Origin of the sequence: Georgenia soli, from assembly GCF_002563695.1 — a bacterium.
Classification (GTDB): domain Bacteria; phylum Actinomycetota; class Actinomycetes; order Actinomycetales; family Actinomycetaceae; genus Georgenia; species Georgenia soli.
The window spans coordinates 3,384,390-3,407,209 of record NZ_PDJI01000004.1 but is presented as its reverse complement, the minus strand read 5'-3'; the positions used below and the strand labels follow the sequence as shown (position 1 = coordinate 3,407,209).

The 22,820-nt window shown below is 74.9% G+C and carries 25 protein-coding genes; 7 read left to right on the top strand and 18 right to left on the bottom strand.

All coding sequences use genetic code 11. The features are described from left to right. Positions 1 to 6 precede the first annotated feature (6 nt). From ATJ97_RS16690 to ATJ97_RS16650, 9 genes are all read right to left on the bottom strand, one after another. Positions 7 to 378: a SpoIIAA family protein gene (locus tag ATJ97_RS16690; protein WP_098484694.1), complete on the bottom strand. Its 372-nt coding sequence runs from the start codon at positions 376 to 378 to the stop codon at positions 7 to 9. A gap of 184 nt (positions 379 to 562) precedes the next feature. Beyond that, on the bottom strand, positions 563 to 1,177 hold the full coding sequence (locus tag ATJ97_RS16685; RefSeq protein ID WP_211287389.1) for a response regulator: 615 nt from the start codon (positions 1,175 to 1,177) through the stop codon (positions 563 to 565). Between the two features lie 103 nt (positions 1,178 to 1,280). Continuing rightward, complete coding sequence (gene mutM, locus ATJ97_RS16680; RefSeq protein WP_098484692.1) at positions 1,281 to 2,297, bottom strand: bifunctional DNA-formamidopyrimidine glycosylase/DNA-(apurinic or apyrimidinic site) lyase; 1,017 nt, start codon at positions 2,295 to 2,297, stop codon at positions 1,281 to 1,283. Positions 2,298 to 2,304: 7 nt separating this feature from the next. Further along, the gene (gene rnc / locus ATJ97_RS16675) at positions 2,305 to 3,060 is read right to left on the bottom strand and encodes a ribonuclease III (RefSeq protein WP_098484691.1); all 756 of its coding nucleotides are present in this window, start codon (positions 3,058 to 3,060) and stop codon (positions 2,305 to 2,307) included. Then, complete coding sequence (locus ATJ97_RS16670) at positions 3,057 to 3,629, bottom strand: YceD family protein (protein ID WP_098484690.1); 573 nt, start codon at positions 3,627 to 3,629, stop codon at positions 3,057 to 3,059. The genes rnc and ATJ97_RS16670 overlap by 4 nt, the downstream gene beginning before the upstream one ends. Before the next feature lie 169 nt (positions 3,630 to 3,798). Next, the gene (locus tag ATJ97_RS16665; protein WP_098484689.1) at positions 3,799 to 4,323 is read right to left on the bottom strand and encodes a hypothetical protein; all 525 of its coding nucleotides are present in this window, start codon (positions 4,321 to 4,323) and stop codon (positions 3,799 to 3,801) included. Beyond that, positions 4,320 to 4,811, bottom strand: a complete 492-nt coding sequence (coaD, locus tag ATJ97_RS16660; protein WP_098484688.1) for a pantetheine-phosphate adenylyltransferase — start codon at positions 4,809 to 4,811, stop codon at positions 4,320 to 4,322. The genes ATJ97_RS16665 and coaD overlap by 4 nt, the downstream gene beginning before the upstream one ends. A gap of 175 nt (positions 4,812 to 4,986) precedes the next feature. Next, positions 4,987 to 5,631, bottom strand: a complete 645-nt coding sequence (gene rsmD / locus ATJ97_RS16655) for a 16S rRNA (guanine(966)-N(2))-methyltransferase RsmD (protein WP_098484687.1) — start codon at positions 5,629 to 5,631, stop codon at positions 4,987 to 4,989. A gap of 58 nt (positions 5,632 to 5,689) precedes the next feature. Then, positions 5,690 to 6,103: a transferase gene (locus ATJ97_RS16650; protein WP_170037523.1), complete on the bottom strand. Its 414-nt coding sequence runs from the start codon at positions 6,101 to 6,103 to the stop codon at positions 5,690 to 5,692. A gap of 266 nt (positions 6,104 to 6,369) precedes the next feature. Between ATJ97_RS16650 and ATJ97_RS16645 the strand changes: the two genes are divergently transcribed. Then, positions 6,370 to 7,356, top strand: coding sequence for an LLM class flavin-dependent oxidoreductase (locus ATJ97_RS16645; protein ID WP_098485562.1), 987 nt, complete (start codon positions 6,370 to 6,372; stop codon positions 7,354 to 7,356). A gap of 40 nt (positions 7,357 to 7,396) precedes the next feature. On the opposite strand, the gene ATJ97_RS16640 is transcribed toward ATJ97_RS16645, so the two are convergent. Together ATJ97_RS16640 and ATJ97_RS16635 are read right to left on the bottom strand one after the other, a co-directional pair. Continuing rightward, complete coding sequence (locus ATJ97_RS16640; RefSeq protein WP_245862667.1) at positions 7,397 to 9,676, bottom strand: ATP-dependent DNA helicase RecG; 2,280 nt, start codon at positions 9,674 to 9,676, stop codon at positions 7,397 to 7,399. Beyond that, on the bottom strand, positions 9,673 to 11,217 hold the full coding sequence (locus tag ATJ97_RS16635) for a DAK2 domain-containing protein (protein WP_098484685.1): 1,545 nt from the start codon (positions 11,215 to 11,217) through the stop codon (positions 9,673 to 9,675). Before ATJ97_RS16635 ends, ATJ97_RS16640 begins: the two co-directional genes overlap by 4 nt. A gap of 329 nt (positions 11,218 to 11,546) precedes the next feature. Between ATJ97_RS16635 and rpmB the strand changes: the two genes are divergently transcribed. Continuing rightward, positions 11,547 to 11,738: a 50S ribosomal protein L28 gene (rpmB, locus tag ATJ97_RS16630; RefSeq protein WP_098484684.1), complete on the top strand. Its 192-nt coding sequence runs from the start codon at positions 11,547 to 11,549 to the stop codon at positions 11,736 to 11,738. Positions 11,739 to 11,830: 92 nt separating this feature from the next. Here the strand turns inward: rpmB and ATJ97_RS16625 are convergent, their stop codons facing one another. Then, positions 11,831 to 12,817 (bottom strand): thiamine-phosphate kinase, encoded by a 987-nt coding sequence (locus tag ATJ97_RS16625; protein WP_098484683.1) that lies wholly within the window; start codon positions 12,815 to 12,817, stop codon positions 11,831 to 11,833. A gap of 160 nt (positions 12,818 to 12,977) precedes the next feature. Here ATJ97_RS16625 and ATJ97_RS16620 point away from each other — a divergent pair, with 160 nt between their 5' ends. Beyond that, positions 12,978 to 13,490: a DUF3515 family protein gene (locus ATJ97_RS16620; RefSeq protein ID WP_098484682.1), complete on the top strand. Its 513-nt coding sequence runs from the start codon at positions 12,978 to 12,980 to the stop codon at positions 13,488 to 13,490. Positions 13,491 to 13,585: 95 nt separating this feature from the next. Here ATJ97_RS16620 and ATJ97_RS16615 read toward each other — a convergent pair whose 3' ends face one another. Further along, the gene (locus ATJ97_RS16615) at positions 13,586 to 14,740 is read right to left on the bottom strand and encodes a D-alanine--D-alanine ligase family protein (protein ID WP_098484681.1); all 1,155 of its coding nucleotides are present in this window, start codon (positions 14,738 to 14,740) and stop codon (positions 13,586 to 13,588) included. Between the two features lie 124 nt (positions 14,741 to 14,864). Between ATJ97_RS16615 and ATJ97_RS16610 the strand changes: the two genes are divergently transcribed. From ATJ97_RS16610 to ATJ97_RS16600, 3 genes are all read left to right on the top strand, one after another. Then, positions 14,865 to 16,025, top strand: a complete 1,161-nt coding sequence (locus ATJ97_RS16610) for a trans-sulfuration enzyme family protein (protein WP_098484680.1) — start codon at positions 14,865 to 14,867, stop codon at positions 16,023 to 16,025. Positions 16,026 to 16,129: 104 nt separating this feature from the next. Continuing rightward, on the top strand, positions 16,130 to 16,900 hold the full coding sequence (locus tag ATJ97_RS16605) for a hypothetical protein (RefSeq protein ID WP_143427053.1): 771 nt from the start codon (positions 16,130 to 16,132) through the stop codon (positions 16,898 to 16,900). A gap of 117 nt (positions 16,901 to 17,017) precedes the next feature. Further along, positions 17,018 to 17,710, top strand: a complete 693-nt coding sequence (locus tag ATJ97_RS16600) for an AMIN-like domain-containing (lipo)protein (protein WP_098484678.1) — start codon at positions 17,018 to 17,020, stop codon at positions 17,708 to 17,710. Between the two features lie 124 nt (positions 17,711 to 17,834). On the opposite strand, the gene ATJ97_RS16595 is transcribed toward ATJ97_RS16600, so the two are convergent. From ATJ97_RS16595 to ATJ97_RS16585, 3 genes are all read right to left on the bottom strand, one after another. Next, the gene (locus ATJ97_RS16595; protein WP_098484677.1) at positions 17,835 to 18,044 is read right to left on the bottom strand and encodes a dodecin; all 210 of its coding nucleotides are present in this window, start codon (positions 18,042 to 18,044) and stop codon (positions 17,835 to 17,837) included. A 144-nt stretch (positions 18,045 to 18,188) separates the two neighbouring features. Then, on the bottom strand, positions 18,189 to 19,187 hold the full coding sequence (locus ATJ97_RS16590; protein ID WP_098485560.1) for an NAD(P)H-dependent glycerol-3-phosphate dehydrogenase: 999 nt from the start codon (positions 19,185 to 19,187) through the stop codon (positions 18,189 to 18,191). Positions 19,188 to 19,264: 77 nt separating this feature from the next. Then, a complete protein-coding gene (locus tag ATJ97_RS16585; protein WP_342746913.1) occupies positions 19,265 to 20,125 on the bottom strand; it encodes a lysophospholipid acyltransferase family protein in 861 nt (286 codons plus the stop codon). Between the two features lie 218 nt (positions 20,126 to 20,343). Here ATJ97_RS16585 and ATJ97_RS16580 point away from each other — a divergent pair, with 218 nt between their 5' ends. Further along, complete coding sequence (locus ATJ97_RS16580; RefSeq protein WP_098484675.1) at positions 20,344 to 20,607, top strand: hypothetical protein; 264 nt, start codon at positions 20,344 to 20,346, stop codon at positions 20,605 to 20,607. Between the two features lie 234 nt (positions 20,608 to 20,841). Here ATJ97_RS16580 and ATJ97_RS16575 read toward each other — a convergent pair whose 3' ends face one another. Then, on the bottom strand, positions 20,842 to 21,348 hold the full coding sequence (locus tag ATJ97_RS16575) for a mycothiol transferase (protein WP_098484674.1): 507 nt from the start codon (positions 21,346 to 21,348) through the stop codon (positions 20,842 to 20,844). Between the two features lie 110 nt (positions 21,349 to 21,458). Continuing rightward, the gene (gene murA / locus ATJ97_RS16570) at positions 21,459 to 22,799 is read right to left on the bottom strand and encodes a UDP-N-acetylglucosamine 1-carboxyvinyltransferase (RefSeq protein WP_098484673.1); all 1,341 of its coding nucleotides are present in this window, start codon (positions 22,797 to 22,799) and stop codon (positions 21,459 to 21,461) included. Positions 22,800 to 22,820 lie beyond the last annotated feature (21 nt).

Sequence of the window (22,820 nt, the reverse complement as noted above, 5' to 3'; positions counted from 1 at the left end):
GGTGCGTCAGGCCGCCCCGTCGGCCGCCCACTGCTTCGCGGCCTCGAGGTCCGCGAGCGGGAAGGTGCGCGCCTGTCCGGGCCACAGGACGCTGAAGACCTTGACCGCCGGCCGTGCCCAGCGCGCGTCGGTCACGATGGCCATCCGCTCGAAAGCTGTCGGGCGGCGCACCCCCAGCTTCACGTCCTCCCAGACCGCGCCTGCCTCGTACTCCTCGAACTCGGGGCCGAGGACGAAGACGACTCGCACCTTCCCGTGGGCGGCGACGGCTTCCTCGACCGCCGGCACGATGACGTTGCGGTAGTCCTCCTCCTCCACGTCATCGATCGCCTGGAGCCCGAGAACTCCCGCCGGCATCTCCTCGAGACGCTTGATCATGACGTCCTCCTTGCGCGCTCGTGGCCGTCCCGTGCGCGAGCACCCGCCGAGGCGCAGCGCCGCGGGGTGGCCGGAACCGTGGCGTCGGACCGGGTCGTGCGTGGCCCCGGCCCGAGCCCCTGCCTGAACACGCTAAGCAGCGACGGCTCAGCCGCAGATCATCCGTCGAGGATGAGTTTCCCGCTCAGCCGCGCCAGCCGGCGGCGCGCTGGCCGGCCACCCACGCGGCCACCTGCGTGCGGCGCTGCAGCCCCATCTTGCTCAGCAGCGAGGTGATGTGGTTCTTCACGGTCTTCTCGGCGACCCCCAGCCGCTCGCCGATCTCCCGGTTGGACAGCCCGTCCCCGATGAGCTCGAGCACGCGGCGCTCGGACGGCGTGAGGTCGGCGGTCGGGTCCTCGTGGTCGGCGCGGCGGCGGGTGACGGTGCGCTCGTCGAGCAGGGTGCGGCCGGCGGCCACCGCCTTGACGACGTCGGCGATCTCCGCGCCGCGCACCGTCTTCAGCAGGTAGGCCTTCGCCCCGGCCTCGAGGGCCTCGGCGAGAGCGTCGTCGTCGTCGAAGGAGGTGAGCACCACGGGCCGGGCGTCGGGAACCTTCTCGCGCAGCGTCCGGACGATGTCGATGCCCGTCCCGTCGGGCAGCTGCAGGTCGACGAGCAGCACCTCGGGCCGGACGAGCTCGGCGCGGCGGACGGCCTCGGCCACCGACCCGGCCTCGGCGACGACGGTGAGACCGTCGGCGCGGTCGACGATCTCCGCGATGCCTCGACGCACGATCTCGTGGTCGTCGATGATCATCACGCGGATGTCGCGTGGCTGCTGTGACTCCTGAGCGTTCGGCACGGTTCCGAGACTACCCAAGTTCCGCGGCATCTCGCCGCAACGGCGCTGTTCGCCCCCCTCAGCGCGGCGCCGCCGGACGGCGCTGGCACCGCGGGCAGGAGAACGACCCCCGGTTCATGAACTCCTCGCGGCGCACCACCGCCCCGCAGCGCGGGCACGGCAGGCCCGCCCGCCCGTAGACCGCCAGCGACCGCGCGAAGAAGCCGGCGGCGCCGTCGACGTCCACGTACAGCGCGTCGAAGGACGTCCCGCCGACGGCGAGCGCCTCGTTCATCACGTCGGTCGCCGCGTCGAAGAGCGCCCGCAGGCGGTCCGGCCGCAGCACGTCGGTGCGGCGCGTGCCGTGGAGCCGGGCGCGCCACAGCGCCTCGTCGGCGTAGATGTTGCCGACGCCGGAGACGAGGCTCTGGTCCAGCAGCGCCCGCTTGACCTCGGTCCGGCGGGCACGGGTACGGCGCACGAGCTCGCGCCGGTCGAGCGCCGGGTCCAGCAGGTCGCGGGCGATGTGCGCCACGGGTGCGGGGACGACCGCGGCGGCGCTGCCGAGCCCGCCCGGGGCACCGTCGTCGGTGGGGACGGTGTCGACCGCCATGACGTGCCCGAACGTGCGCTGGTCGACGAACCACAGCTCGCCGCCGTCGGCCAGGGCGATCCGCACGCGCAGGTGAGCGGTGGTCAGCGGGATGTCGCGCACCACCGTGGGCGGCAGCGTGGCGGTGAGGTCGGCGGGACGTTCGCCGGCCGGCGCGAGGAAGGCGGCGTCCGGCGCGTCGACGGCGCGCCGGGCGCCCGCCGGTTCCTGCACGAGGAGCTGCCCGCTCATGCCCAGGTGCGCGACAAGGGCGTGGTCCGGCGGGGCGCCGGCGTCCTCGCCGAGGGTGAGCCACAGGTACTTGCCACGACGGACGGCGGCGGTGAAGGTCTGGCCGACGAGGCGGTCGGCGAGCTCGCGCCCCCCGCCGGGCTGGCGGCGGACGCTGCGCGGGTGGTGCACCTCGACGTCCGCGACCGGGCGGCCCAGCACGCGCGCGGCCAGCCCCCGCCGGACCGTCTCGACCTCGGGAAGCTCGGGCACGCCGGTCTCAGGCGCCGCTGTCGACGCCGGCCACCGGTTCGCCGGCGAGCCGGGCGTAGGTGTCCTCGGCGGCGTTCTGCTCGGCGAGCTTCTTCGAGCTGCCCACGCCGCGGCCGTGCTCGACGCCGTCGAGCACCACGGTGGCGGTGAAGGTGCGGGCGTGGTCGGGACCGGTCCCGGTCACCACGTACGTCGGCGCCCCGAGACCGCGCTCGGCGGAGAGCTCCTGCAGGGACGTCTTCCAGTCCAGGCCGGCGCCGAGGTTGGCGGCCTGGTCGAGCAGCGTCCCGACGAGCCGCTCGACCACCGCGCGGGTGTGCTCGAGCCCGTGGCAGAGGTACGTGGCGCCGATGAGCGCCTCGACGGTGTCGGAGAGGATCGAGTCCTTCTCCCGCCCGCCGGTGACCAGCTCGCCGCGGCCGAGGAGGATGTACTCGCCGAGGCCGATGTCGCGCGCGACCGAGGCCAGCGCCTTCTGGCTGACCGTGGCGGCCCGCATCCTCGCCAGGTCCCCCTCCGACTCGTCGGGGTGGTCGCGGAAGAGCCGCTCGGTCACGATGATGCCCAGCACCGAGTCCCCGAGGAACTCCAGCCGCTCGTTGGTGGGGATGCCGCCCGCCTCGTGGGCGAAGGACCGGTGGGTCAGCGCGAGGACCAGCAGCTCCGGGTCGACGGTGGTGCCGAGGGCGGCCGTCAGGGTCTCGACGTCCTGCCGTGCCGGCACCTCGCCGGGGACGTCCGAGCGACGACGGCGGCCGCTCACCTCTCGCCGTCCTTGGTCTCGCCCTCCCGCTCGAGAAGGGCGCCGAGGGCGGACCAGCGCGGGTCGAGCTGCTCGTGGTGGTGGCCGGGCTCGAGGTCGTCCATCCGCTCGCCGCACACCGGGCACAGCCCGCCGCAGTCGGGCCGGCACAGCGGCTGGAACGGCAGGGCGAGCACCACGGCGTCACGCAGGGTGGCCTCGAGGTCGAGCAGCTCACCGTTGAGCGTGGGGAGTTCCTCGGCCTCCTCGTCACCCTCCTGGAGCAGCGACGTCTTCCTGTCCGCGTAGTAGAAGAGCTCCGAGAAGTCGACGGCGAGGTCCTCGTCGATGTCGCGCAGGCAGCGCACGCACTCCCCGTGCAGCTGGACCCGCGCGGTGCCGGTGACGAGGACGCCGTCCATCACGGCCTCGAGACGCACGTCGAGCTCGACGTCGGACCCCTGCGGCACGCCGATGACCTCGGTGCCGAGGTCCTCCGGGGCGGGCACGGTGGACTCGAGCGTGCGCATCGCACCGGGACGGCGGCCGAGCTCGTGGGTGCTCACCACGAGCGGCGATCGGGCGACCATGACACTCCTTGCAGCAGCCGCGCGGGGCGCGGAGGGACCGGGTGGCCCGTCGGTTGGGGCGTCCGGGGACGCCCCGCCGGTGGGCCGGCGTTCGATGCTACACACGCCTGGCGGGCGCGGCGCCAGCCGGCGACCCCGCCGGCAGGGCCGAGCGTGCACCGACGGGCAGTCAGGCGTTCTCGGCCACCGGGTCCCGCCCGGTGCGGGCGGCGAGCGCCTCCCGGCCGGCGCGGACCTGCGCGCTGATGGAGTTCAGGTCGATCTCGAACTGGGCGAGCTGACGGTCGCAGTAGTCGTTCGCGTCCGCGGCCAGCTTCGCCGCCTTCGCCTCGGCGGCGGTGACGATCTGCTCGGCCCGCTCCTCCGCCAGCCGCACCACGTGCTCGTTCGCGACCAGCTCCTCGGCGCGGGCGTGCGCCTGCTCCACGATCTTGTCCGCGCGCTGACGGGCGCGCTGGACCATCGCGTCCGCGTCGGCGACGATGTCGTCCGCCGTCTGGATCTCCTCGGGGACCACGGCGCGTGCCGCGTCGAGCAGGTCCAGGGCCTCCGCGCGGTTGACCAGCACGGACGCGGACATCGGCATGGCCCGCGCCGTCGTGACCAGCTCGGTGAGCTCGTCGAGGATCGAGATCAGTGAGGCGCCGTCCTCGGCGTGCTGCTCGGCGGCGGTGTGCTGCTGGCTGGCGGTCATCGTGCTTCTCCTGAGTTGCTCAGCGCCCGGCGCATCGCCTCGGCGACGGCGGGCGGGACGAGATCCGTGAGGTCGCCGCCGTGGCGGGCGACGTCCTTGACGAGGGACGAGGCGACGTGGGCGAGCGCCGGGTCGCCCATGACGAAGACCGTCTCCACCCCGCTGAGGTGGCGGTTCATCAGCGCCATGGCGTGCTCGGCGTCGAAGTCGGCCGCGCCGCGGAGCCCCTTGACGATGGCGGTGGCACCGACGTCGGCGCAGTAGCGCGCCAGCAGGCCCGGGACGAGCTCCACCCGGACGCCGTCGAGGTCGGCGAGGGACCGGCGTGCCAGGTCCACACGTTCGTCGGCGTCGAAGAGGTACCGCTTGGCGGGGTTGTGAGCCACGGCCACGACGACCTCGTCGAACATGGCGCGGGCGCGGCGCACGGCGTCGACGTGCCCCAGGGTGATCGGGTCGAAGGACCCCGGGCAGACCGCGAGGCTCATCGCCGCTCCAGCTCGACCATGCCTTTCACGTTAGCGGCCCGCGCGGCTCCGGCCGCGTTACGACCCGGTGGCGGCGCGCCGTCGTCCGGGACGTCACCCGCGCGCGCCGTCGTCCGGGACGGCACCCGCGCGCGCCGTCGTCCGGCGCAGGACCGGTCGGTGCCGTCGGTCCGGCTCACGCCACGCCGGCCGGGGTCCCGTCGACCGGGGCCTCGAGGACGGGCGCCCCGAACCAGACCTGCGTGTCCCCGTACCGGCGCACGTCGGTGCGCTCGAGGCCGGCGGGCCAGGTGGGCTCGGGGCTGCGCCTGGACCGCTCGACGACGACGACGGCCCCGGCGTCCAGCCACGGCGCCGGTCCCGGGCCGGCGGGCCGCGTGGAGTCCTCGCTCCCCCGGGCCCCGAGCAGCGCGAGGACGCCCGCGAGGGACTCCTCGGTGATGTCGTACGGCGGGTCGAGCAGGACGAGGTGTGCCGGGGCCGCGCCGCGGGCGGGGTCGCCCGCGAGGTACGTCTCGACCTTCTGGCTGACGACGTCGACGCCTGCGAGGCCGAGCGCCCTGGCGTTGCGCCGGCACAGGTCGGCGGCCTGCCGCGAGGTCTCCACGAGCGTGACGCGCGCGGCCCCGCGGCTCGCGGCCTCCAGGCCGAGAGCACCTGAGCCGGCGTAGAGGTCGAGCACGCGGGCGCCGTCGACGGCTCCGAGGTGGTCGAGCCGGGAGAAGAGCGCCTCTCGCACCCGTTCGGACGTGGGCCTGGTCCCGGTGCGGGGCACCTGGAGGGTCCGCCCTCCCGCCGTGCCGGCGACGATCCTGGTCATCTGCGCCAGCGTAGTGAGGCCGCGGCGCGGAGCGGCACGCCGGCGCCGCGCCGTCGTCTCACGCCGCCGTCCCGATACCGCCCTGTCGCCTTGCCACGGCGATGGCGGCGCCCGCCTCGACCTGGGAGTCCACCGGCACGCTCACCCGGGATCCGATCCGGGCGTCCTGCCCGATCCGTGCCCGCGGGCCGACGACCGCGTCGGGGCCGACCACCGCACGCCGTCCCACGTGGGCGTCCTGCCCCACCACGGCACCCTCACCGACGACGGCGCGCCGGTCGATCCACGCTCCTGCGCCGACGCGCGCGCCGGCGCCGACCTGCGCGCCGGGGTCGACGTACGCCCCGGCGGCGACGAACGCCGTCGGGTGGACGCTGGCGCTGGACTCGACCAGCCCGCCGCCGTTGTCGTGGTGGAAGTACCGCAGGACGGTGCCGTCGTCGTCCTCGAGCTCGACATGCGTCGGACGCATGCTGTTCCCTCCCCCGGAACTCAGGGAATCTCCGTACATCCGTTCCAACGCGCGAAGCCGTCGGAGGATTCCAACAAAAAGCATGCGCTGTCATTGGTCTGGCCGCGACACGGGGGGCGCGGCACGTTCGGTCCACCGGGGCCGGCCCACCTCCCGCACCGGCCGCCCCTCGCACGTGACCGTTGGCCGACGCCGTTCGCCGGGACCTACGGTGACGAGACGTGCGCCGGCACCGGCTGCGCATGCACCACCCACCGGAGGTCCACATGTCCGTGCCCGTGTCCGTCCTCGACCTCGCGACCGTCCGCCCGGGCGGCAGCGTGCATGAGACGTTCGACGCCAGCGTCGCGCTGGCGCAGGACGCGGAGCGGTGGGGCTACCGGCGCTACTGGTTCGCCGAGCACCACAACATGCCGACGATCGCCTCCTCGGCGACTGCGGTGCTGATCGGGCACATCGCCGGACACACCTCGACGATCCGGGTGGGCGCGGGCGGCATCATGCTGCCCAACCACTCCCCGCTCGTCATCGCCGAGCAGTTCGGCACGCTCGAGACGCTCTACCCGGGCCGGATCGACCTCGGCCTCGGCCGCGCCCCAGGCGGTGACATGGCGATGCTGCAGGCGCTGCGCCGTCACCCCGGTGACTCCGACCGGTTCCCGCAGGACGTGGTGGAGCTGCAGTCGCTGCTGGGCCCGGACCGACCGGGGCAGGTCGTCCGCGCGACGCCGGGGACCGGGACCGAGGTGCCGCTCATCATTCTGGGCTCGTCGCTGTTCGGGGCGAAGCTCGCCGCGGCACTGGGCCTGCCGTACTCGTTCGCCTCCCACTTCGCCCCGAACGCGCTCGTCGACGCGGTGAGCGCGTACCGGCGCGAGTACCAGCCCTCGGACAAGCACCCGGAGCCGTACGTCATCGCCGCGATGAACGTGTTCGCCGCGGACACCGACGCGGCCGCGCACGAGCTCTACCACTCGGCCCTGCGCGCCAACGCCGGGCGGCTGACCCGCAGCGGCCTGCCGCTCTCGGACGAGGACGCCGACGTCGTCCTCGCCTCCCCCGCCGGCGAGCAGATCCGGAACATGCTGCGCTACTCGGCGGTCGGCTCGCCGGGCACGGTGCGGGAGCAGGTGGAGCAGTTCGCCACGCACGCGCAGGCGGACGAGATCATCGTGGCCTCCAACACCCCGACGGCCGACACCCGTCACCGCTCCTACGAGCTGCTGGCTCAGGCCCTCGAGCTCGCCGGCTGACCGGGGCCGATCCAGCCTCCGGTTAGCCCGACGTGCGCCGTCACGTCCGCTCGAGGTACGCGGCGGCGTCCTCGTCGATCGACTCGGCGACCAGCTGGGCCAGGCCGGGCTCGGTGGCGAGCCCCGGGTCGCGGGCGACGAGCTCCCGGGCGGCCGCCCTCGCGGCGTCGATGATGTCGGCGTCCTGGAGCACCCGGAGGAGGCGCAGGGAGCTGGACCGGCCTGACTGGGAGGCGCCGAGGACGTCCCCCTCCCGCCGCAGCTTCAGGTCGGTCTCGGCGAGCTCGAACCCGTCGTTCGTGGCGGCGAACGCGGACAGTCGCTCGAACGTGCTCGAGTCCGGGTGGGCCGCCGTCACGGCGAGACACACGCCGGGCCTGGTGCCGCGCCCGACCCGCCCGCGCAGCTGGTGGAGCTGGGAGAGGCCGAACCGGTCGGCGTCGAGGATGACCATGATCGTGGCGTCCGGGACGTCGACGCCCACCTCGATGACCGTGGTGGAGACCAGCACCGGGGTGCGGCCGGCCGCGAAGTCGGCCATGGCGGCGTCCTTGGCCTCCGGGGGCAGCTGGCCGTGCATCTCCCCGACCGCCACTCCCTCGAGCGCCGGCAGCTGGCGGAGCAGGGCGGCCACCTCCTCGACGGAGGCGAGCGGCGGGCGGGCCTCGCCCGCGTCGAGGTCGAAGAGCTCGTCGGAGACGTCGTCGGAGAAGCCGTCCTCCGCGGCGTCGCGGCCGTTCTCGCCGGCCGTGATCCTCGGGCACACGACGTAGGCGCGGCCGCCGGCGTCGACCTCCTCGCGGACCCGCTCCCAGGTCCGCTCGACCCAGCGGGGCCGGTCCGCGGGGACCAGGTTGGTGCTCACCCCGGCGCGTCCGGCCGGCAGCTCGCGCAGGGTGGAGGTCTCGAGGTCGCCGAAGCTGGTCATGGCCACGGTGCGCGGGATCGGCGTGGCCGTCATGACGAGGAGGTGCGGCGTGGTGCGGCCCTTGGCGCGCAGGGCGTCACGCTGCTCGACGCCGAACCGGTGCTGCTCGTCGACCACGACGAGCCCGAGGTCCGGGATCTGGACGACCTCGCTGAGCAGGGCGTGGGTGCCGATGACGATGCCGGCCTCGCCCGACGCCGCGGCCGCGAGCGCCTTGCGGCGGGCCGCCGCCCCCATCGAGCCGGTCAGGAGGACCACCCTGGTCCCGTTCTCGGCGCCGCCGAGCATCCCGGCCTCCGCGAGCGGGCCGAGCAGCCCGGTGATCGAGCGGTGGTGCTGCTGGGCGAGGACCTCGGTGGGGGCCAGGAGCGCGGCCTGCCCTCCGCCGTCGACGACCTGCAGCATCGCGCGCAGCGCGACCACCGTCTTGCCGGAGCCGACCTCGCCCTGGAGCAGCCGCATCATCGGCACGGGGGCCGCGAGCTCACGCTCGAGGACGGCGGCGACCTCCTGCTGCCCCGCCGTGAGCTGGAAGGGCAGACGGGCGTCGAACGCGTCGCGGATGCCGCCGTCGCGCGGCTCGTACGCGGTGGCGGCGTCGGCCTGGGTGGCGGCCCGGCGCTGGGCGAGCGCGGTCTGGAGGACGAAGGCCTCCTCGTGACGGAAGCGCCGCCGCGCCCGCTGCCAGTCCTCTGGCGTGCGGGGCGCGTGGAGGCCGCGCAGGGCGGTCATGACGTCCGGCAGGCCGTGCTCGCGGCGGTAGTCGGCCGGCAGAGCCTCCGGGACGTCCTCGGCGGTGAGCGGGCGCAGCACCGTCTCCACCGCCTTCTCGATCTGCCAGCTGGTGATGCTGGCGCTCGCCGGGTAGATCGGGATGGGCCAGTCGACCTTCTGCACGGCGGCGAACTCGTCGTCGAGGTCGGTGAACGTCTCGTAGTCGGGGTGGGTGAGCTGGCGGTCGCCGCGGTAGGCGCTGACCGTGCCGCTGAACATGCCGGTCGCCCCGCGGTGGAGCCGCCGCTGGTGGTGCTCGAGCGTGCGGGAGTGCCTGCCGAAGAAGGTCAGCACCAGCTCGTCCGTGCCGTCGGTGATGCGGACGTTGAGGATGGCGCCCTGCTTGCCGCGCATGGGGCGCAGGTCGGACGAGGCGACCGCGGCGATGACGGTGACGTGGTCGCCGACGCGCAGCTGACGCAGGGGCGTGAGCTTGCCGCGGTCGCCGTAGCGGCGGGGGTAGTGGCGCAGGAGGTCGCCGACCGTCTGCAGCCCGAGCTTGCCCAGCGCCTTCCCGGTCTTGGTGCCGAGCTCCTTCTCCAGGTGACGTCCCAGACGTCCGCCGACCTCACCGAGAAAGGCGGGGTCGTGACTCTTGCGTGCGATCGGCTGGCTCACTCCACCCCCAGCAGCAGCGCGGGGGACGGCTGCCCCCCGTGGACGACGACGACCTCGAGCGACGGCGCGAGAGCGGCCGCCGCCGCGCGCACCTCGGCCTCGACGTCCTTCCCGGCGCCGGTGCCGACGACGGCGGTCAGCAGCTCGTCCCCGGGCCCCAGGAGTGCCGTCAGTGCCTCGCCGACGGCCCCGTCCCCCGCCTGAGGCAGCGCCCGGGACCGCAGCCCGGCGACAGCCCGCTCCGCGCGCAGCCGGGCCTCGTCGAGATCGGCGACGCCGGCGCCCGCGAGCTCCCGGGCAGCCAGCTCGGTGGCGGCGGCCAGGACGCCGAGGTCGTCCGCCGGGGCTGCGACCTCGAGACGCACGGGGCGGACCCGGTGAGGCGCCGCACGCCCGTCGTGCCCGGCCGCGGCACGGGCCGCCGCTGCGGAGGACCGGTCGCACGGCAGCACGAGGACGTCGCTCGCCCGGGTGTCGGTGGCCGCCCGCACGACCGTGGCGGCGTCGGGTGCGAGCACGGCCGCGGCACCCGCGCGGGCCAGGTGCTCCAGCAGTCCGGGCGCGCGGGTGCAGGCGACGACGCCGACGTGCGCCGGCTCCCGCTGCACCAGCCGCACGCAGACCTGCGTCATCTCCTCGGGGCCGGCGAGGGCGGCCGCCGGGTCGTCGGTGTGCACGTGGACCTGCCAGAGCTCCTCGCCGCCGACGACGGCGACCGAGTGCCCCGCGAGCTCCAGGGACTCGCGCACCGCGCGGGCCCGGCGCGCTCCGGCGTGCAGCACGTACATGACCTCGAAGGCGCCGGCCCCGTGCTCCGTCTGCCCGGCCGGTGCGGGCGGGGCGACGCCGGCGGTCCCGGTGGGCGTCGTGGCGACCCGGGCGAGGAACGCGGTGACCCTCTCGGCACGGGCCGTCCCGGCGTCGCCCGTGGCGGTGACGACGTCGAGCAGCGCGGTGAGGAGGACGACGTAGCCCACTCCTCCGGCGTCGACCCCCGCCCCGCCGAAGGCGCCGCGGGTGCCCACCAGGGCCTCGCGCGCGGCCTGCGCGGCGGCCAGCACCACCTGCTCGAGGCCCGCCTCGGCGGCGGCAGCGCCGGTCGCCGCGTCGGCCGCGGCGCGGGCCACGGTGAGGATCGTGCCCTCGACCGGCCGGCCGACCGCCTCGCGGGCCTGCTCGGCAGCGGCGTCGAGCGCCCGCGCCACCTCGACCGGACCGGCCGAGGTGCGGCCGCTGAGCGCCCCGGCCAGCGCGCCGAGGCACTGGCCGACGATGACGCCCGAGTTGCCCCGCGCCCCGAGGAGCGCCCCCTCGGCGGCGGCCCGGGTGAGGGTGGTGAGGTCGGTGTCGGGTCCCAGCGGCCGCACGGCCTCGGCCGCGCCCGCGAGGGTGAGGACGAGGTTGGTCCCGGTGTCGGAGTCCGGCACCGGGAAGACGTTGAGTCGGTCGATCTCGTCGCGCACGAGCAGCAGCGAGCGCAGCGCGTGCTCGAACCAGCGGCGCACGGCAGGCGCGTCGAGGTGGGCGAGGGTGGTGATCACGGACTCCCCTCGACGCGGCCGGCCCGACCGGCCGGGTGCCGGTCCTCTACGATCCTCAGGTTATCCGCCGCCGCCCACACCGGCCGCGAGCCCTGTGGGAACACGCCACCAGGCGGGGAGGACGGGCGACGAACCGGGACGAGAAGCACCGCCCTCCGCTGTGGCGGACGCCACCCGGCGGAGAGCGGGGACCGTTTGAGGCTGCGGCGTTTTCTCGGGTACTCTTTCCAGGTTGCCCGACCCGGCTGGCATCCGCCTGCGCCCGGGCCCATCGACATCACGCACCGCCGCCCCGGCGGTGCGTCAGCGAGAAGATCAGGAGAACGACCGTGGCTGCCACCTGCGACGTCTGCGGCAAGCGCCCGAGCTTCGGCAAGAGCGTCTCGCACTCTCACGTGCGGACCAGCCGCCGTTGGAACCCGAACATCCAGCGGGTGCGTGCGCTCGTCAACGGCGCTCCGAAGCGCGTGAACGTGTGCACCTCGTGCCTCAAGGCCGACAAGGTCACCCGCGCCGTCTGACCTACCGCGCGGCGACGCGCACAGCTGAGGCCGCCTTCCCTCCGGGGACGGCGGCCTTCTGCATGCCCCGCGGGTCGCACGCCCGCGGGCGGTCAGCGCCGGAAGTGGTCCCAGCCCATGGAGGTCACGTCCGGCGGGGTCCCACCGACGAGGACGGACCCGGCCGGGTGGTCGCCGTCGGCGGCACGCACCGTGCCGAGCGGCCGGAACGGCTCGGGCAGGGCGGTCCCGACGGGGAACGTGGCGAGCATCCCGTGGTCCTCGCCGCCGGTCAGCGCCCAGCCGGCGGCGTCGGTCTCCATCCGGGCGGCCGCGTCGCGGAGGCGTTCGAGGTCGCCGGGCACCGATCGCTCCAGCGGCTCGAGGTCGAGGACGACGCCGGACCTGCGGGCCATCCGTGAGGCGTCGCGCAGGAGCCCGTCGGAGACGTCCATCATGGCCGTCGCTCCGGCGTCGGCCGCGGCCGGCCCGGCGGCGAGGGCGGGGCGCGGCCGCAGGAAGGCGGCGATGAGCCCGTCGTCCGCCCCGCCGCGGCGCCCGGACGCCAGCAGCGCCATGCCCGCCGCCGCGTGCCCGAGCACGCCCGCGTGGGCGACGACGTCACCGGGCCGGGCACCGGAGCGCAGCACCGGGTCCCGGCCGCCGAGGTCGCCGTGGACCGTGACGGCGATGACGAGCTGGGTCCCGGCGGAGAGGTCACCGCCGTCGACCCCGACGCCGAGCGGCCCGCACAGCTCCGCGAAGCCACGGCTGAGGTCGTGGACCCAGGCGACGGAGGTGGTGGGCGGCAGCACCAGGGAGACGACCATGGAGGTCGGCTCGGCCCCCATCGCGGCGACGTCGGAGAGGTTCTGTGCGGCGGCCCGCCAGCCGACGTCCGCGCCGTCGCCCCACTCCAGGCGGAAGTGCAGGTCCTGGACCAGGACGTCGGTCGAGACGCAGAAGCGCCCGTCCGGTGCGGCGATCACGGCCGCGTCGTCGCCGGTGGGCACGAGCGTGTGGCGACCGCGCGGCAGCAGGGGGACGAACGAGGCGATGAGCTCGTCCTCGCTGAGGTCGGCGACCGTCGTGCTGTCCATCCCGTCACCGTATCGGGCCGGGCCGTGACTGCCGGTGCTCCCGGACGCCCCGGTGGACGACGACGGCCCGCCAGCTGCGCGCCACCGGCCCCTCGGTCCCCCGCCACCGGCGGTCCAGACGGGCGCCGTCTGAGCGCGGGACGGCGGTTACAGTGATCGGGTGTCCCGCCGGCCCCTCGCTCTTCTGCTCGTCCCCCTCGCCGTGCTGACCGGCTGCTCCTCCCCCGTCGACCTGCCGCCCGGCCCGTTCGCGTCGGACCCCACGTGCGGGGAGGTGCTCATCTCGACCCCCGACGAGCTCGGCGGGCTCGAGCGCCGCTCGACCTCGGCCCAGGCGACGACCGCGTGGGGCGACCCGGCGGTGACGCTGCGCTGCGGCGTCGAGCCTCACGGTCCCACGACCGACCGGTGCCTCAGCGTCGACTCCGGCGACGGCAGCTCCGTCGACTGGATCGCGCTGGAGGGCGACGACCCGTCCCTGCCGGAGCACACCCGTCCGGGGCGCGGCTCGTGGGCCTTCGTCACCTACGGGCGCGATCCGGCGATCGAGGTCGTCGTCCCGGCGGAGCAGGGTGCCTCCGGCCAGCCGACGGCGTACCTCGTCGACCTCGCCGGTGCCGTCGACGCGAGCCCGGCCGAGCGGTCCTGCGTCGGCGCCACCGACGTCAGCTGAGCCTGTGCGGCGCGGCACGGCGCACCGGCGCCGCCGGGGCGATGCCCCGGGGGCGGCGCCCACCGGCGCCGTGAAGGTCCCCCCCGAGAACGTGCTCAGCGCAGCCCGGCGGACCGCTCCAGCGCGAGGGAGACCAGCTCGTCGATGAGCGCCGGGTACGGCAGCCCGGACGCCTCCCACAGCGCGGGGTACATCGAGAACGGCGTGAACCCGGGCATCGTGTTCACCTCGTTGACCACCACGTCACCGCGGTCGGTGTAGAAGAAGTCCACCCGGGCCAGTCCCTCGCAGCCGAGCGCCTCGAAAGCCTGCGCCGCGAGCTCCTGCACACGCGTGACGACCTCGGGGCGAAGGTCGGCCGGGATGGCCATCGTCAGCGGCGCGGTGTCGAGGTACTTCGTCTCGTAGTCGTAGAACCCCGCGGCGGGCGAGTCGAGGACGATCTCGCCGGGCACGGAGGTGCGCGGGGCGTCGTCGCCGTGGCCCTCGAGCACGGCGCACTCGATCTCGCGGCCGTCGATGCCGGCCTCGACGACGACCTTCGGGTCGTGACGCTGGGCCTCCTCGACGGCGGCCTCGAGGTCCTCCGCGCGGTCCACCCGGGAGATGCCCAGCGACGAGCCTGCGCGGGCGGGCTTGACGAAGACGGGGAGGCCGAGCGAGGCGACGGCGTCGAGCGCGGCGGCCTTGTCGGTGCGCCACATCCGCGGGGTGATGACCGTGTAGGGACCGACCGGCAGGCCGTGCCCGGCGAGGACGATCTTCATGTAGTGCTTGTCCATGGCGGCGGCCGAGGCGAGCACGCCGGAGCCGACGTACCGGGTGCCGGCCATCTCGAGCAGGCCCTGGATGGTGCCGTCCTCGCCGAACGGGCCGTGCAGGAGGGGGAGGACGACGTCGACGGCGCCGAGCTGGTGCGGTACCTGGCCCGGCTCCGCCAGGACGAGCGGCGCCGGGGCGTCGCCGAGGGGGACGAGGACCTGGGCGTCGTCGGCGGTGATCTCCGCGCGGCCGCCCTCGAGCAGGGCGGGGTCGTCGGGGGCCAGGACCCACCGGCCGTCCCGCGTGATCCCCACCGGCACGACGTCGTAGGCGTCGCGGTCGATGGCGCGCAGCACGCCGGCCGCGGTCGCGCAGCTGACGGAGTGCTCCCCGCTGCGGCCGCCGAAGACGACGGCGACGCGTACCTTGCGCCCCTCCCGCTCGGCAGGTTCGGGTGCGGTGGGCTCGGGGGCGCGCTGGATGTCCATCGCGTGCGAGAGTACAGCCGCCGACGGCGCGGACGCCTTTCCCACGTCGTGGTCCGGCGCCGCGGACCGTGGCCTCCCCCACCCCGGCGCGTCCCGCCCGACCCCGGGGGAATAGCCTGGCGCGGTGAGTCCAGAAGCCAGGAGCCCGCTCTCCCCTGCCACGACCGCCGTCGCCGCCGGCCGCCCGGCCCGCGTGCAGGGTGCCCCGGTCAACGAGCCGGTGGTGCTCTCCAGCACCTACGTCTCCACGGGCACGCCCGGCGCGGAGATGCTGTACACGCGCTACGACACCGAGACCTGGCACCCGCTGGAGGAGGCCGTCGGGGCGCTGGAGGGCTCCTCGCAGCCGGCGCTGGTGTTCTCCTCCGGCATGGCCGCCATCGACGCCGTGCTGCGGCTCGCGGCCCCGGGCTCGGCGATCGTCGCCCCGCGGCACGCCTACCTCGCCACGCTCACCGCGGCCCGGGAGCAGGCGGCCCGCGAGGGCTCGGTGGTGCGCGAGGTCGACATCGCCGACACCGCCGCCGTGGTCGCGGCGCTCGCCCCGGCGGACGGACCGGCCGCGAGCGTGCTGTGGGTGGAGTCCCCGACGAACCCGATGCTCGAGGTCGCCGACATCCCGGCGCTGGCCGCGGCCGCGCACGAGGCCGGTGCGCTGTGCGTCGTGGACAACACCTTCGCCACCCCGCTCGGGCAGCGTCCGCTCGCCCAGGGCGCCGACGTCGTCGTCCACTCCGTGACGAAGTACCTCGCCGGCCACTCCGACCTCGTCATGGGGGCCGCCGTGACGGACGTCGCCGGGCTGCGGTCCCGGCTCCACGCCCGGCGGACGACCGGGGGCGCGATCCCGGGGCCGTTCGAGGCCTGGCTCGCGCTGCGCGGCCTGCGCACCCTGGCGCTGCGGGTCGAGCGGTCCCAGGCCAGCGCCCTCGAGCTGGCGCGGCGCCTGGACGCCCACCCCCTCGTGGCCGAGGTGCGCCATCCCGGGCTGCCGTCCCACCCGCAGCACGAGCGCGCCGCGTCCCTGATGGACGGGTTCGGCTCGATCCTCACCCTCCGGCCGACCGGCGGCCCCGACGCCGCCGAGGCGCTCACCCGGGATGTCCGGCTCTGGGTGCCGGCCACGAGCCTGGGCGGGGTGGAGTCGAGCCTGGAGCGGCGCCGTCGTCTCCCGGCGGAGGCGGGCACCGTGCCGGAGGACCTCCTGCGCCTGAGCGTGGGCATCGAGGACGTCGAGGACCTCTGGGAGGACCTCGACCGCGCCCTCCGGGCGACCGCCGGCTGAGCGGCGCCCCGCGAACCCGGGTCGTCCGTCGGCCGCACGGTGCAAGATGGGGGCCCTCGCGCACACGTAACAGGCGTACCGTCCGCGCAACCTGTGGGGGAACCGTGAGAACTGCCCGCGTGCTGCTGGCCGCGACAGCGGCGGCCGTCGTGCTCTCCTCCTGCGCCGGGATGGTCTGGGCCGAGGACGAGACGCCGCTCCCGCCCTCCACCTCTGGCGGCACGGGTACCGGCAGTGGCGCTGGCCCCGACGACGGCGCCACGGGTGGGGCGACCCCGACTGGGGCCGCGGGCGACGCGACGGGACCGCCGACCGCCACGGGATCCCCGCTGCCCGCCGACTACCCGTGGCGGCCCCGGCAGGCGCCGCCGCCGCTGCTCGACGGCGAGGACGGCGGAGAGCCGTGGCTCGGCGGCCTCGACACAGTGACTCTCCCGGAGACCCTGGAGGCCGCGCACGACGGCGTGCCGACCTACTCGGTCACCGGCATCGAGATCTACGAGGAGAGCCCCGACCAGTCGCGGGTCGTCGTCAGCTACGAGGGCGGCGAGGGACTGGCGGGGCTGGTCCTCTCCGTCGCCGGCGTCACCGACTTCCCGCCGGAGGTGACGCTGCCCGGCGGCGTCGACACCGGGCTGGCCTTCCTCACCGGCGCGCAGGGGGAGCTGGGCGGCGGCCTGGAGCCGGGGCAGCTGGTGAGGCCCGGCGGGCCGTCGCGCGTCCACGGCGTCAGCGTCGGGCCGCCCGACACCACGATGGGCACCGGCATCTACGTCGGTCTCGAGGCCGGGGCGGTGCTCTGGGCGGTGATGGACCACCCGGGCACGCTCGTGCTCATCGTGACCGACCCCGGAACGGGGCCCACGGCGTCGTAGGCACGCCCGTCCGGTCACGGATCGGCATCGGCGGCGGGTGGTGCGCGGCGCGACGGCGGTCGCCCGCTAGCGTGGGCCCAGCGGCACCCGTCGAGGGGCCACGACCGAGGAGGACGGATGCGCAGAACGGCACGGGTGGTCACGACCGCTCTCGTGGGCATGGCCCTGCTGGCCGCGTGCAACAGCGGCGGCGGCGAGAGCCCGGCCCCCGAGCCCGCGGGCGGGCCGACGTCGTCACCCGCCGAGCAGACGACTGCGCCGGCGCCCTCCCCCACGGCCACGACCGACGGCGGCGACGACTCCGACGACGGCGCCACGGCCGTACCGGCGGACGAGACCGCCGAGCCCACGGACGGCGCCGACTACAGCACCGAGCCGCAGAATGACCCCGGCTGGCCCTCCTCCGGCGGGGAGCTGCTGCCCACCGGGGTCCGGGTGGGCAGCCACGAGGGCTACGAGCGCGTGGTGTTCGACTTCGAGGGCACGGGCACGCCCGGGTGGCGGGTGGAGTACGTGGACGAGGCCGTGGAGGAGGGCCGCGGCGACGTGATCGACGTCGGCGGCGACTTCACCCTCCAGGTGATCGCCACCGGCGTGCGCTACCCGGAGGGCGAGGACGAGAACGGGCGGGTGGCCCAGGGCTCCTACGGCACCGACGGCGCGGACCTGATCGAGGAGGTCCGGGTCACCGGCATCTTCGAGGGCCAGAACCAGGCGTTCATCGGCCTCGACGAGAAGGCCCCGTTCCGCGCCTTCACCCTCACCGACCCCGCACGTCTCGTGGTGGACGTACGGACCACGGACGGCTGACGCCTCGGACTGCTGACGCCCCGGGCTGCTGACGCCCCGGGCTGCTGACGCCCCGGGCTGCTGACGCGTCGGGCTGCTGACGCCTCGGGCGGCGGGTCGCCCCGCCGCCCTCGGCCGTCCTGGCTCAGTCGAGCTTGAAACCGACCTTCAGGCCGACCTGGTAGTGGGCGATCTTGCCCTCCTCGAGGTGCCCGCGGATCTCGGTGACCTCGAACCAGTCCAGCCCGTGCAAGGTCTCGCTCGCGCGCCCCAGGCCGTTGCGGATGGCCTCGTCGACGCCGTTGGGGGACGTCCCGAAGATCTCGGTGACTCTGTACGTGTTGTCCTCGCTCATGGTGCGCTCCTTCGTACGGGGTCGTGAGCGGCCAGTCTGGCCCGGGCCGGGGCGTCGGACAACAGGAAGGGGCGCCGGGGCGGTGGCCGGCCGCGCACTGCCGGTGCGAGTGCCCGTGGGCCGGAGCGCCCGTGGGCCGGGCGCTCAGGCGCGCTCGTGCTTGAGCGGGCGGGCCAGCAGCGCGGCGGTCATCTCCCCGACGGGCCACCCCTCGTGCAGCACCGCCACGACCGCCTCGGTGATGGGCATGTCGACACCGTTGGCCTGGGCGAGGTCGAGCACCGAGCGGCACGACTTCACCCCCTCCGCGGTTCCCCCCGTCGCCACCAGCGCCTCCTCGAGGCCCATGCCGGCGCCGATGTGCGCGCCGAGGGTGTGGTTGCGCGAGAGCGGTGAGGCGCAGGTGGCCACGAGGTCCCCCATGCCCGCCAGCCCGGCGAACGTGCCGGGCTCCGCCCCCAGCGCGGCGCCCAGGCGGGCCGTCTCCGCCAGGCCGCGGGTGATGATCAGCGCCTTGGTGTTGTCCCCGTACCCGCGCCCCTGCGCCATGCCGACCGCCAGCGCGATGACGTTCTTCAGCGCGCCGCCCAGCTCGACGCCGACCACGTCGGTCTGGGTGTAGGGCCGGAAGTACGGCGCGGCGCACGCCCGGGCCACGAGCTCGGCCACGTCGTGCCGGGCCGCGGCCACCACCGCGCCGGCCGGCTGGTGCCCGGCGATCTCCTTGGCGAGGTTCGGCCCGGAGACCACCGCGACGTGGCCGGGGTCGACCTCGAGGGTCTGGGCGAGCACCTCGCTCATGCGCAGGTGGGTGCCCAGCTCGACCCCCTTCATCAGCGAGACGACGACCGTGCCCTCCGGCAGCGTGCCCGCCAGCGGCGCGAGCACCGCCCGCACGGACTGGGACGGGAGGGCGACGACGACGACCCGCGCCCCGTCGACGGCCGCGGCGAGGTTCGTGGTCGCCGTGATGCCCCTGGGCAGGGTCACGCCGGCGAGGTTGCGGGAGTTGCGGCGGTGGGTGGCGATCTCCTCGACGACCTCCGGGCTGCGTCCCCACATCCGCACGGTGCAGCCGGCGTCGGCCATGATCGCCGCGAACGTGGTCCCCCAGGCTCCGGTCCCGAGGACCGCGACGGGCAGCGGCGCGTCCGGCGCGGTCCCCTCCGCCGTCGTCCCCTCGGCTGTCACGGTTCCGGCCGCCGTCTCCACGGGGCCGGTCACGGGCGGCCCCCGGCCCGGCGGGCCGACTGCCTGGCTCGCAGGGCGGTCAGGTGCTCACGGCCGGCCGTGAGCCGACGACGGAGGGCGGCCTGGCGTTCCAGGCGCGCGGCGAGCCGCTGGGCGCTGGCTGCGTCGTGGGCGGCGCGCGGGTCGCCGTCGCGGCGCATGTCGTAGGGCCGGACCGGCGGTTCCTCGCCGCGGATGTCAGCGAGGAGCGCGGTGACGGCCGCCATGATCCGCGCGGTCGCCTCGCGCAGGACGTCCTGGTCCAGCGGGCGGCCGTAGAGGTCGTCGAGGTCGACGGGCGGGCCGGCGACGACGGTGACGGGCTTGGGCGGGAAGGGCCGGAACCGTGCGGTGTACCGGGGCAGGAGGCGGTGGGCGCCCCACTGCGCGACCGGGATGACCGGGGCGCGGGTGGCCAGGGCCAGGCGTGCGGCCCCGGTCCTGCCGGTCATCGGCCACATGTCGGGGTCCCGGGTGAGCGTGCCCTCGGGGAAGATCCCGACGCACTCCCCTGCCAGCACGGCCTGCTCGGCCGCCACGAGGGACTCCCCGGCGCGTGACGTGCCGCGGTGGACCGGGATCTGGTCGGCGGCGGCCAGCAGCCTGCCGAGGACCGGTGCGTGGAAGAGCGAGGACTTCGCCAGGAACTTCGGGGCCGCCCCGTGGTCGTACAGGTAGTGGGCGAACGTGAGCGGGTCCATGTTGCTCACGTGGTTCGCGACGGCGATGAAGCCTCCGGAGGCGGGCAGGTGCTCCCCGCCGCGCCACGTCCGCCGGGTCATCAGCGTCATCGTGGGCCGGAGCACCCCGACGAGGAAGCGGTAGACACCGGACTGTTGACGTGGCTGCACGTTCGCGATGGTAGTCGTCGTGCCGGGGACTCCTCTCGGGAAGCGCCACATCTCACCCCGTCGCCGAGAGGTCACATACTCGCCGAGGCGTCACGAACTCACCGAGATGTCACGAACTCACCGAGATGTCACGAACTCACCGACATGTCACGATCTCCGTAGCCCCCTCGACTCTGGGGTCCCGGGGGCGCCCGAACCTCGACGGTGAGGAGCTGGTCGTGGAGCCGCACGAGCGCCGGCTGCCCCGCCTGGTCGTGGTGCCCGTCGTTGTGATGGGCGCCCTCGTGGGACTCGCCCTTGCGGTGCTGGGCTGGAGCGGCTGGCTCCTGGGAACCGCGGTCCTCGTCCTGGGCCTCGTGGGCCGCTCGACGGGCGCTCGGTGGGCGGGCTGGGCGATCCCGATCGGCGTCGGCCTGGTGCTCGGCACGCTCGTCTACCTGCTGGTGCTAGCCCTCGGCCCGGCGCCCTCCAGCAGCCGATGACGCGGCCTCGCGGTAGGCCACCGATGGCGCCGGTCGAGACCCTCGGGGCATCGCGGACATAGAACGGGTCCCCGCCTCTGAGCGCGCCTTCGTCTGGGCCCATGCACTGACTACCTGCGACCGCCGTCAGGCTCTGGTGAGGAGATGACATCTCAGCGAGAGGACGACATCTCGGCGAGAAGATGACGGCTCGGCGAGAAGATGACGGCTCGGCACGCTTGCGCTGGCGCGGGCTCAGGCCCGCTGGACCAGGCCGCGAACGTACGCCGCCTGCCCGAGGTGCTGCAGGTCGTCGCCGACGATGCTGACGAGCCGGACCCCCAGGGTCACGGGCGGGTCCCAGGCCTCGTCCACCACGCGGTCGAGGTCCTCCTCAGCCAACGTCGCGAGGAAGGCGACCGTGCGCCGGTGCACGTCTCCGAGATAGCCCAGCAGGTCCTCCGCGCCGACCCGCACCTGGGCCACCTCGGCGCTGGACTGGCCGTACCCCGTGGCTGACGGGTCGAAGGGCAGGCCCATGCGGGCGGCCCACCCGGCGGCGGTCCAGGCCTGCTCGTCCCCGGAGCACGCGGCCACCTGGGCGTCCTGGCCGCGGGCGAGGTGCCAGACCAGCCAGGCGATCGAGTTCGCGTCCGGGTCGGGCCGGTAGGTCAGTGCGGCGTCGTCCAGGCCCCGGAGGATCCGCGCGGCCTCGTCAGGGATGCGGGAGTAGGCCTCGATGAGCAGCTCGGCGACGTTCATGCCGACAGTGTGCCCAAGACGTCGAGCTCCCACAGCGGTACGGCGACGACGAGGGGCGGGGACCCCGGCGTCGCGCCGTCGTCCCCGCCCCGTCGGGAGCCGCTCCGGTCTCAGACGGCGGGCGCGACCGCGGAGTCGACCATCGTCACCTTGGCGTCGAGGGCCTCGAGCTTGCCCATGAAGTTCTCGTACCCGCGGTTGATGATGCTGATGCCGCGCACCCGGGAGGTGCCCTGGGCGGCGAGGGCCGCGATGAGGTGCGAGAACCCGCCGCGCAGGTCCGGGACCTCGATGTCGGCCGCGCGCAGCGGCGTCGGGCCCGAGACGACGGCGGAGTGGTAGAAGTTGCGCTGGCCGAAGCGGCAGGGCAGCCCGCCGAGGCACTCGCGGTAGATCTGGATGGTCGCACCCATGCCGCGCAGGGCGTCGGTGAACCCGAACCGGTTCTCGTACACCGTCTCGTGGACGATCGACAGCCCCTTCGCCTGGGTGAGCGCGACGACGAGCGGCTGCTGCCAGTCGGTCATGAAGCCCGGGTGGACATCGGTCTCCAGGACGATCGAGTGGAGGTCGCCGCCGGGGTGCCAGAACCGGATGCCGTCGTCGCGCACGTCGAAGGCGCCGCCGACCTTCCGGAAGGTGTTGAGGAAGGTCATCATCTCGGGCTGCGTGGCGCCGCGGACGAAGACGTCGCCGTGCGTGGCCAGGGCGGCGGAGGCCCAGGAGCCCGCCTCGATGCGGTCGGCGAGCGCGGTGTGGCGGTAGCCGCCCAGGCGCTCGACGCCCTCGATGCGGATGGTGCGGTCGGTGTCGACCGAGATGATCGCGCCCATCTTCTGCAGGACGGCGATGAGGTCCTCGATCTCGGGCTCGATCGCCGCGTTCCGCAGCTCGGTCAGCCCCCGGGACCGCACGGCCGTCAGCAGCGTCTGCTCGGTCGCCCCGACGGAGGGGTAGGGCAGCTCGATCTTGGTGCCCACCAGGCCGCGGGGGGCGGAGATGTGGATGCCCTGCGCGCGCTTGTCGACGACGGCGCCGAAGCTGCGGAGGATGTCCAGGTGGTAGTCGATCGGCCGGTCGCCGATCCGGCAGCCGCCCAGGTCCGGGATGAACGCCTCGCCCAGCCGGTGCAGCAGCGGGCCGCAGAACAGGATCGGGATGCGGGAGGAGCCGGCGTAGGCGTCGATGTCCGCCACGTGCGCGGACTCGACGTCGGTGGGGTCCAGGTGGAGGACGCCCCCGTCGCGGTCGTGGTCCACGGTCACGCCGTGCAGGCGCAGCAGGTCGGCGACGACGTCGACGTCGCGGATCACGGGCACGTTCGCCAGCTCGGACGGCCCCTCGCCCAGGAGGGAGGCGACCATCGCCTTGGAGACGAAGTTCTTCGCGCCGCGCACGGTGATCTCACCGGTCAGCGGAGTGCCACCCTCGACAGTCAGGAGCCCGCTCATAAACACCTCACCCGCCCCGGG

What these genes read in the sequence shown, in the direction of transcription:
- ATJ97_RS16690 (WP_098484694.1), bottom strand. Translation starts at nt 378, where the DNA reads ATGATCAAGCGTCTCGAGGAGATGCCGGCGGGAGTTCTCGGGCTCCAG.
- ATJ97_RS16685 (WP_211287389.1), bottom strand. Translation starts at nt 1,177, where the DNA reads ATGATCATCGACGACCACGAGATCGTGCGTCGAGGCATCGCGGAGATC.
- ATJ97_RS16670 (WP_098484690.1), bottom strand. Translation starts at nt 3,629, where the DNA reads ATGGTCGCCCGATCGCCGCTCGTGGTGAGCACCCACGAGCTCGGCCGC.
- ATJ97_RS16665 (WP_098484689.1), bottom strand. Translation starts at nt 4,323, where the DNA reads ATGACCGCCAGCCAGCAGCACACCGCCGCCGAGCAGCACGCCGAGGAC.
- coaD (WP_098484688.1), bottom strand. Translation starts at nt 4,811, where the DNA reads ATGAGCCTCGCGGTCTGCCCGGGGTCCTTCGACCCGATCACCCTGGGG.
- rsmD (WP_098484687.1), bottom strand. Translation starts at nt 5,631, where the DNA reads ATGACCAGGATCGTCGCCGGCACGGCGGGAGGGCGGACCCTCCAGGTG.
- ATJ97_RS16650 (WP_170037523.1), bottom strand. Translation starts at nt 6,103, where the DNA reads ATGCGTCCGACGCATGTCGAGCTCGAGGACGACGACGGCACCGTCCTG.
- ATJ97_RS16645 (WP_098485562.1), top strand. Translation starts at nt 6,370, where the DNA reads ATGTCCGTGCCCGTGTCCGTCCTCGACCTCGCGACCGTCCGCCCGGGC.
- ATJ97_RS16625 (WP_098484683.1), bottom strand. Translation starts at nt 12,817, where the DNA reads ATGGACAGCACGACGGTCGCCGACCTCAGCGAGGACGAGCTCATCGCC.
- ATJ97_RS16615 (WP_098484681.1), bottom strand. Translation starts at nt 14,740, where the DNA reads ATGGACATCCAGCGCGCCCCCGAGCCCACCGCACCCGAACCTGCCGAG.
- ATJ97_RS16600 (WP_098484678.1), top strand. Translation starts at nt 17,018, where the DNA reads ATGCGCAGAACGGCACGGGTGGTCACGACCGCTCTCGTGGGCATGGCC.
- ATJ97_RS16595 (WP_098484677.1), bottom strand. Translation starts at nt 18,044, where the DNA reads ATGAGCGAGGACAACACGTACAGAGTCACCGAGATCTTCGGGACGTCC.
- ATJ97_RS16575 (WP_098484674.1), bottom strand. Translation starts at nt 21,348, where the DNA reads ATGAACGTCGCCGAGCTGCTCATCGAGGCCTACTCCCGCATCCCTGAC.
- murA (WP_098484673.1), bottom strand. Translation starts at nt 22,799, where the DNA reads ATGAGCGGGCTCCTGACTGTCGAGGGTGGCACTCCGCTGACCGGTGAG.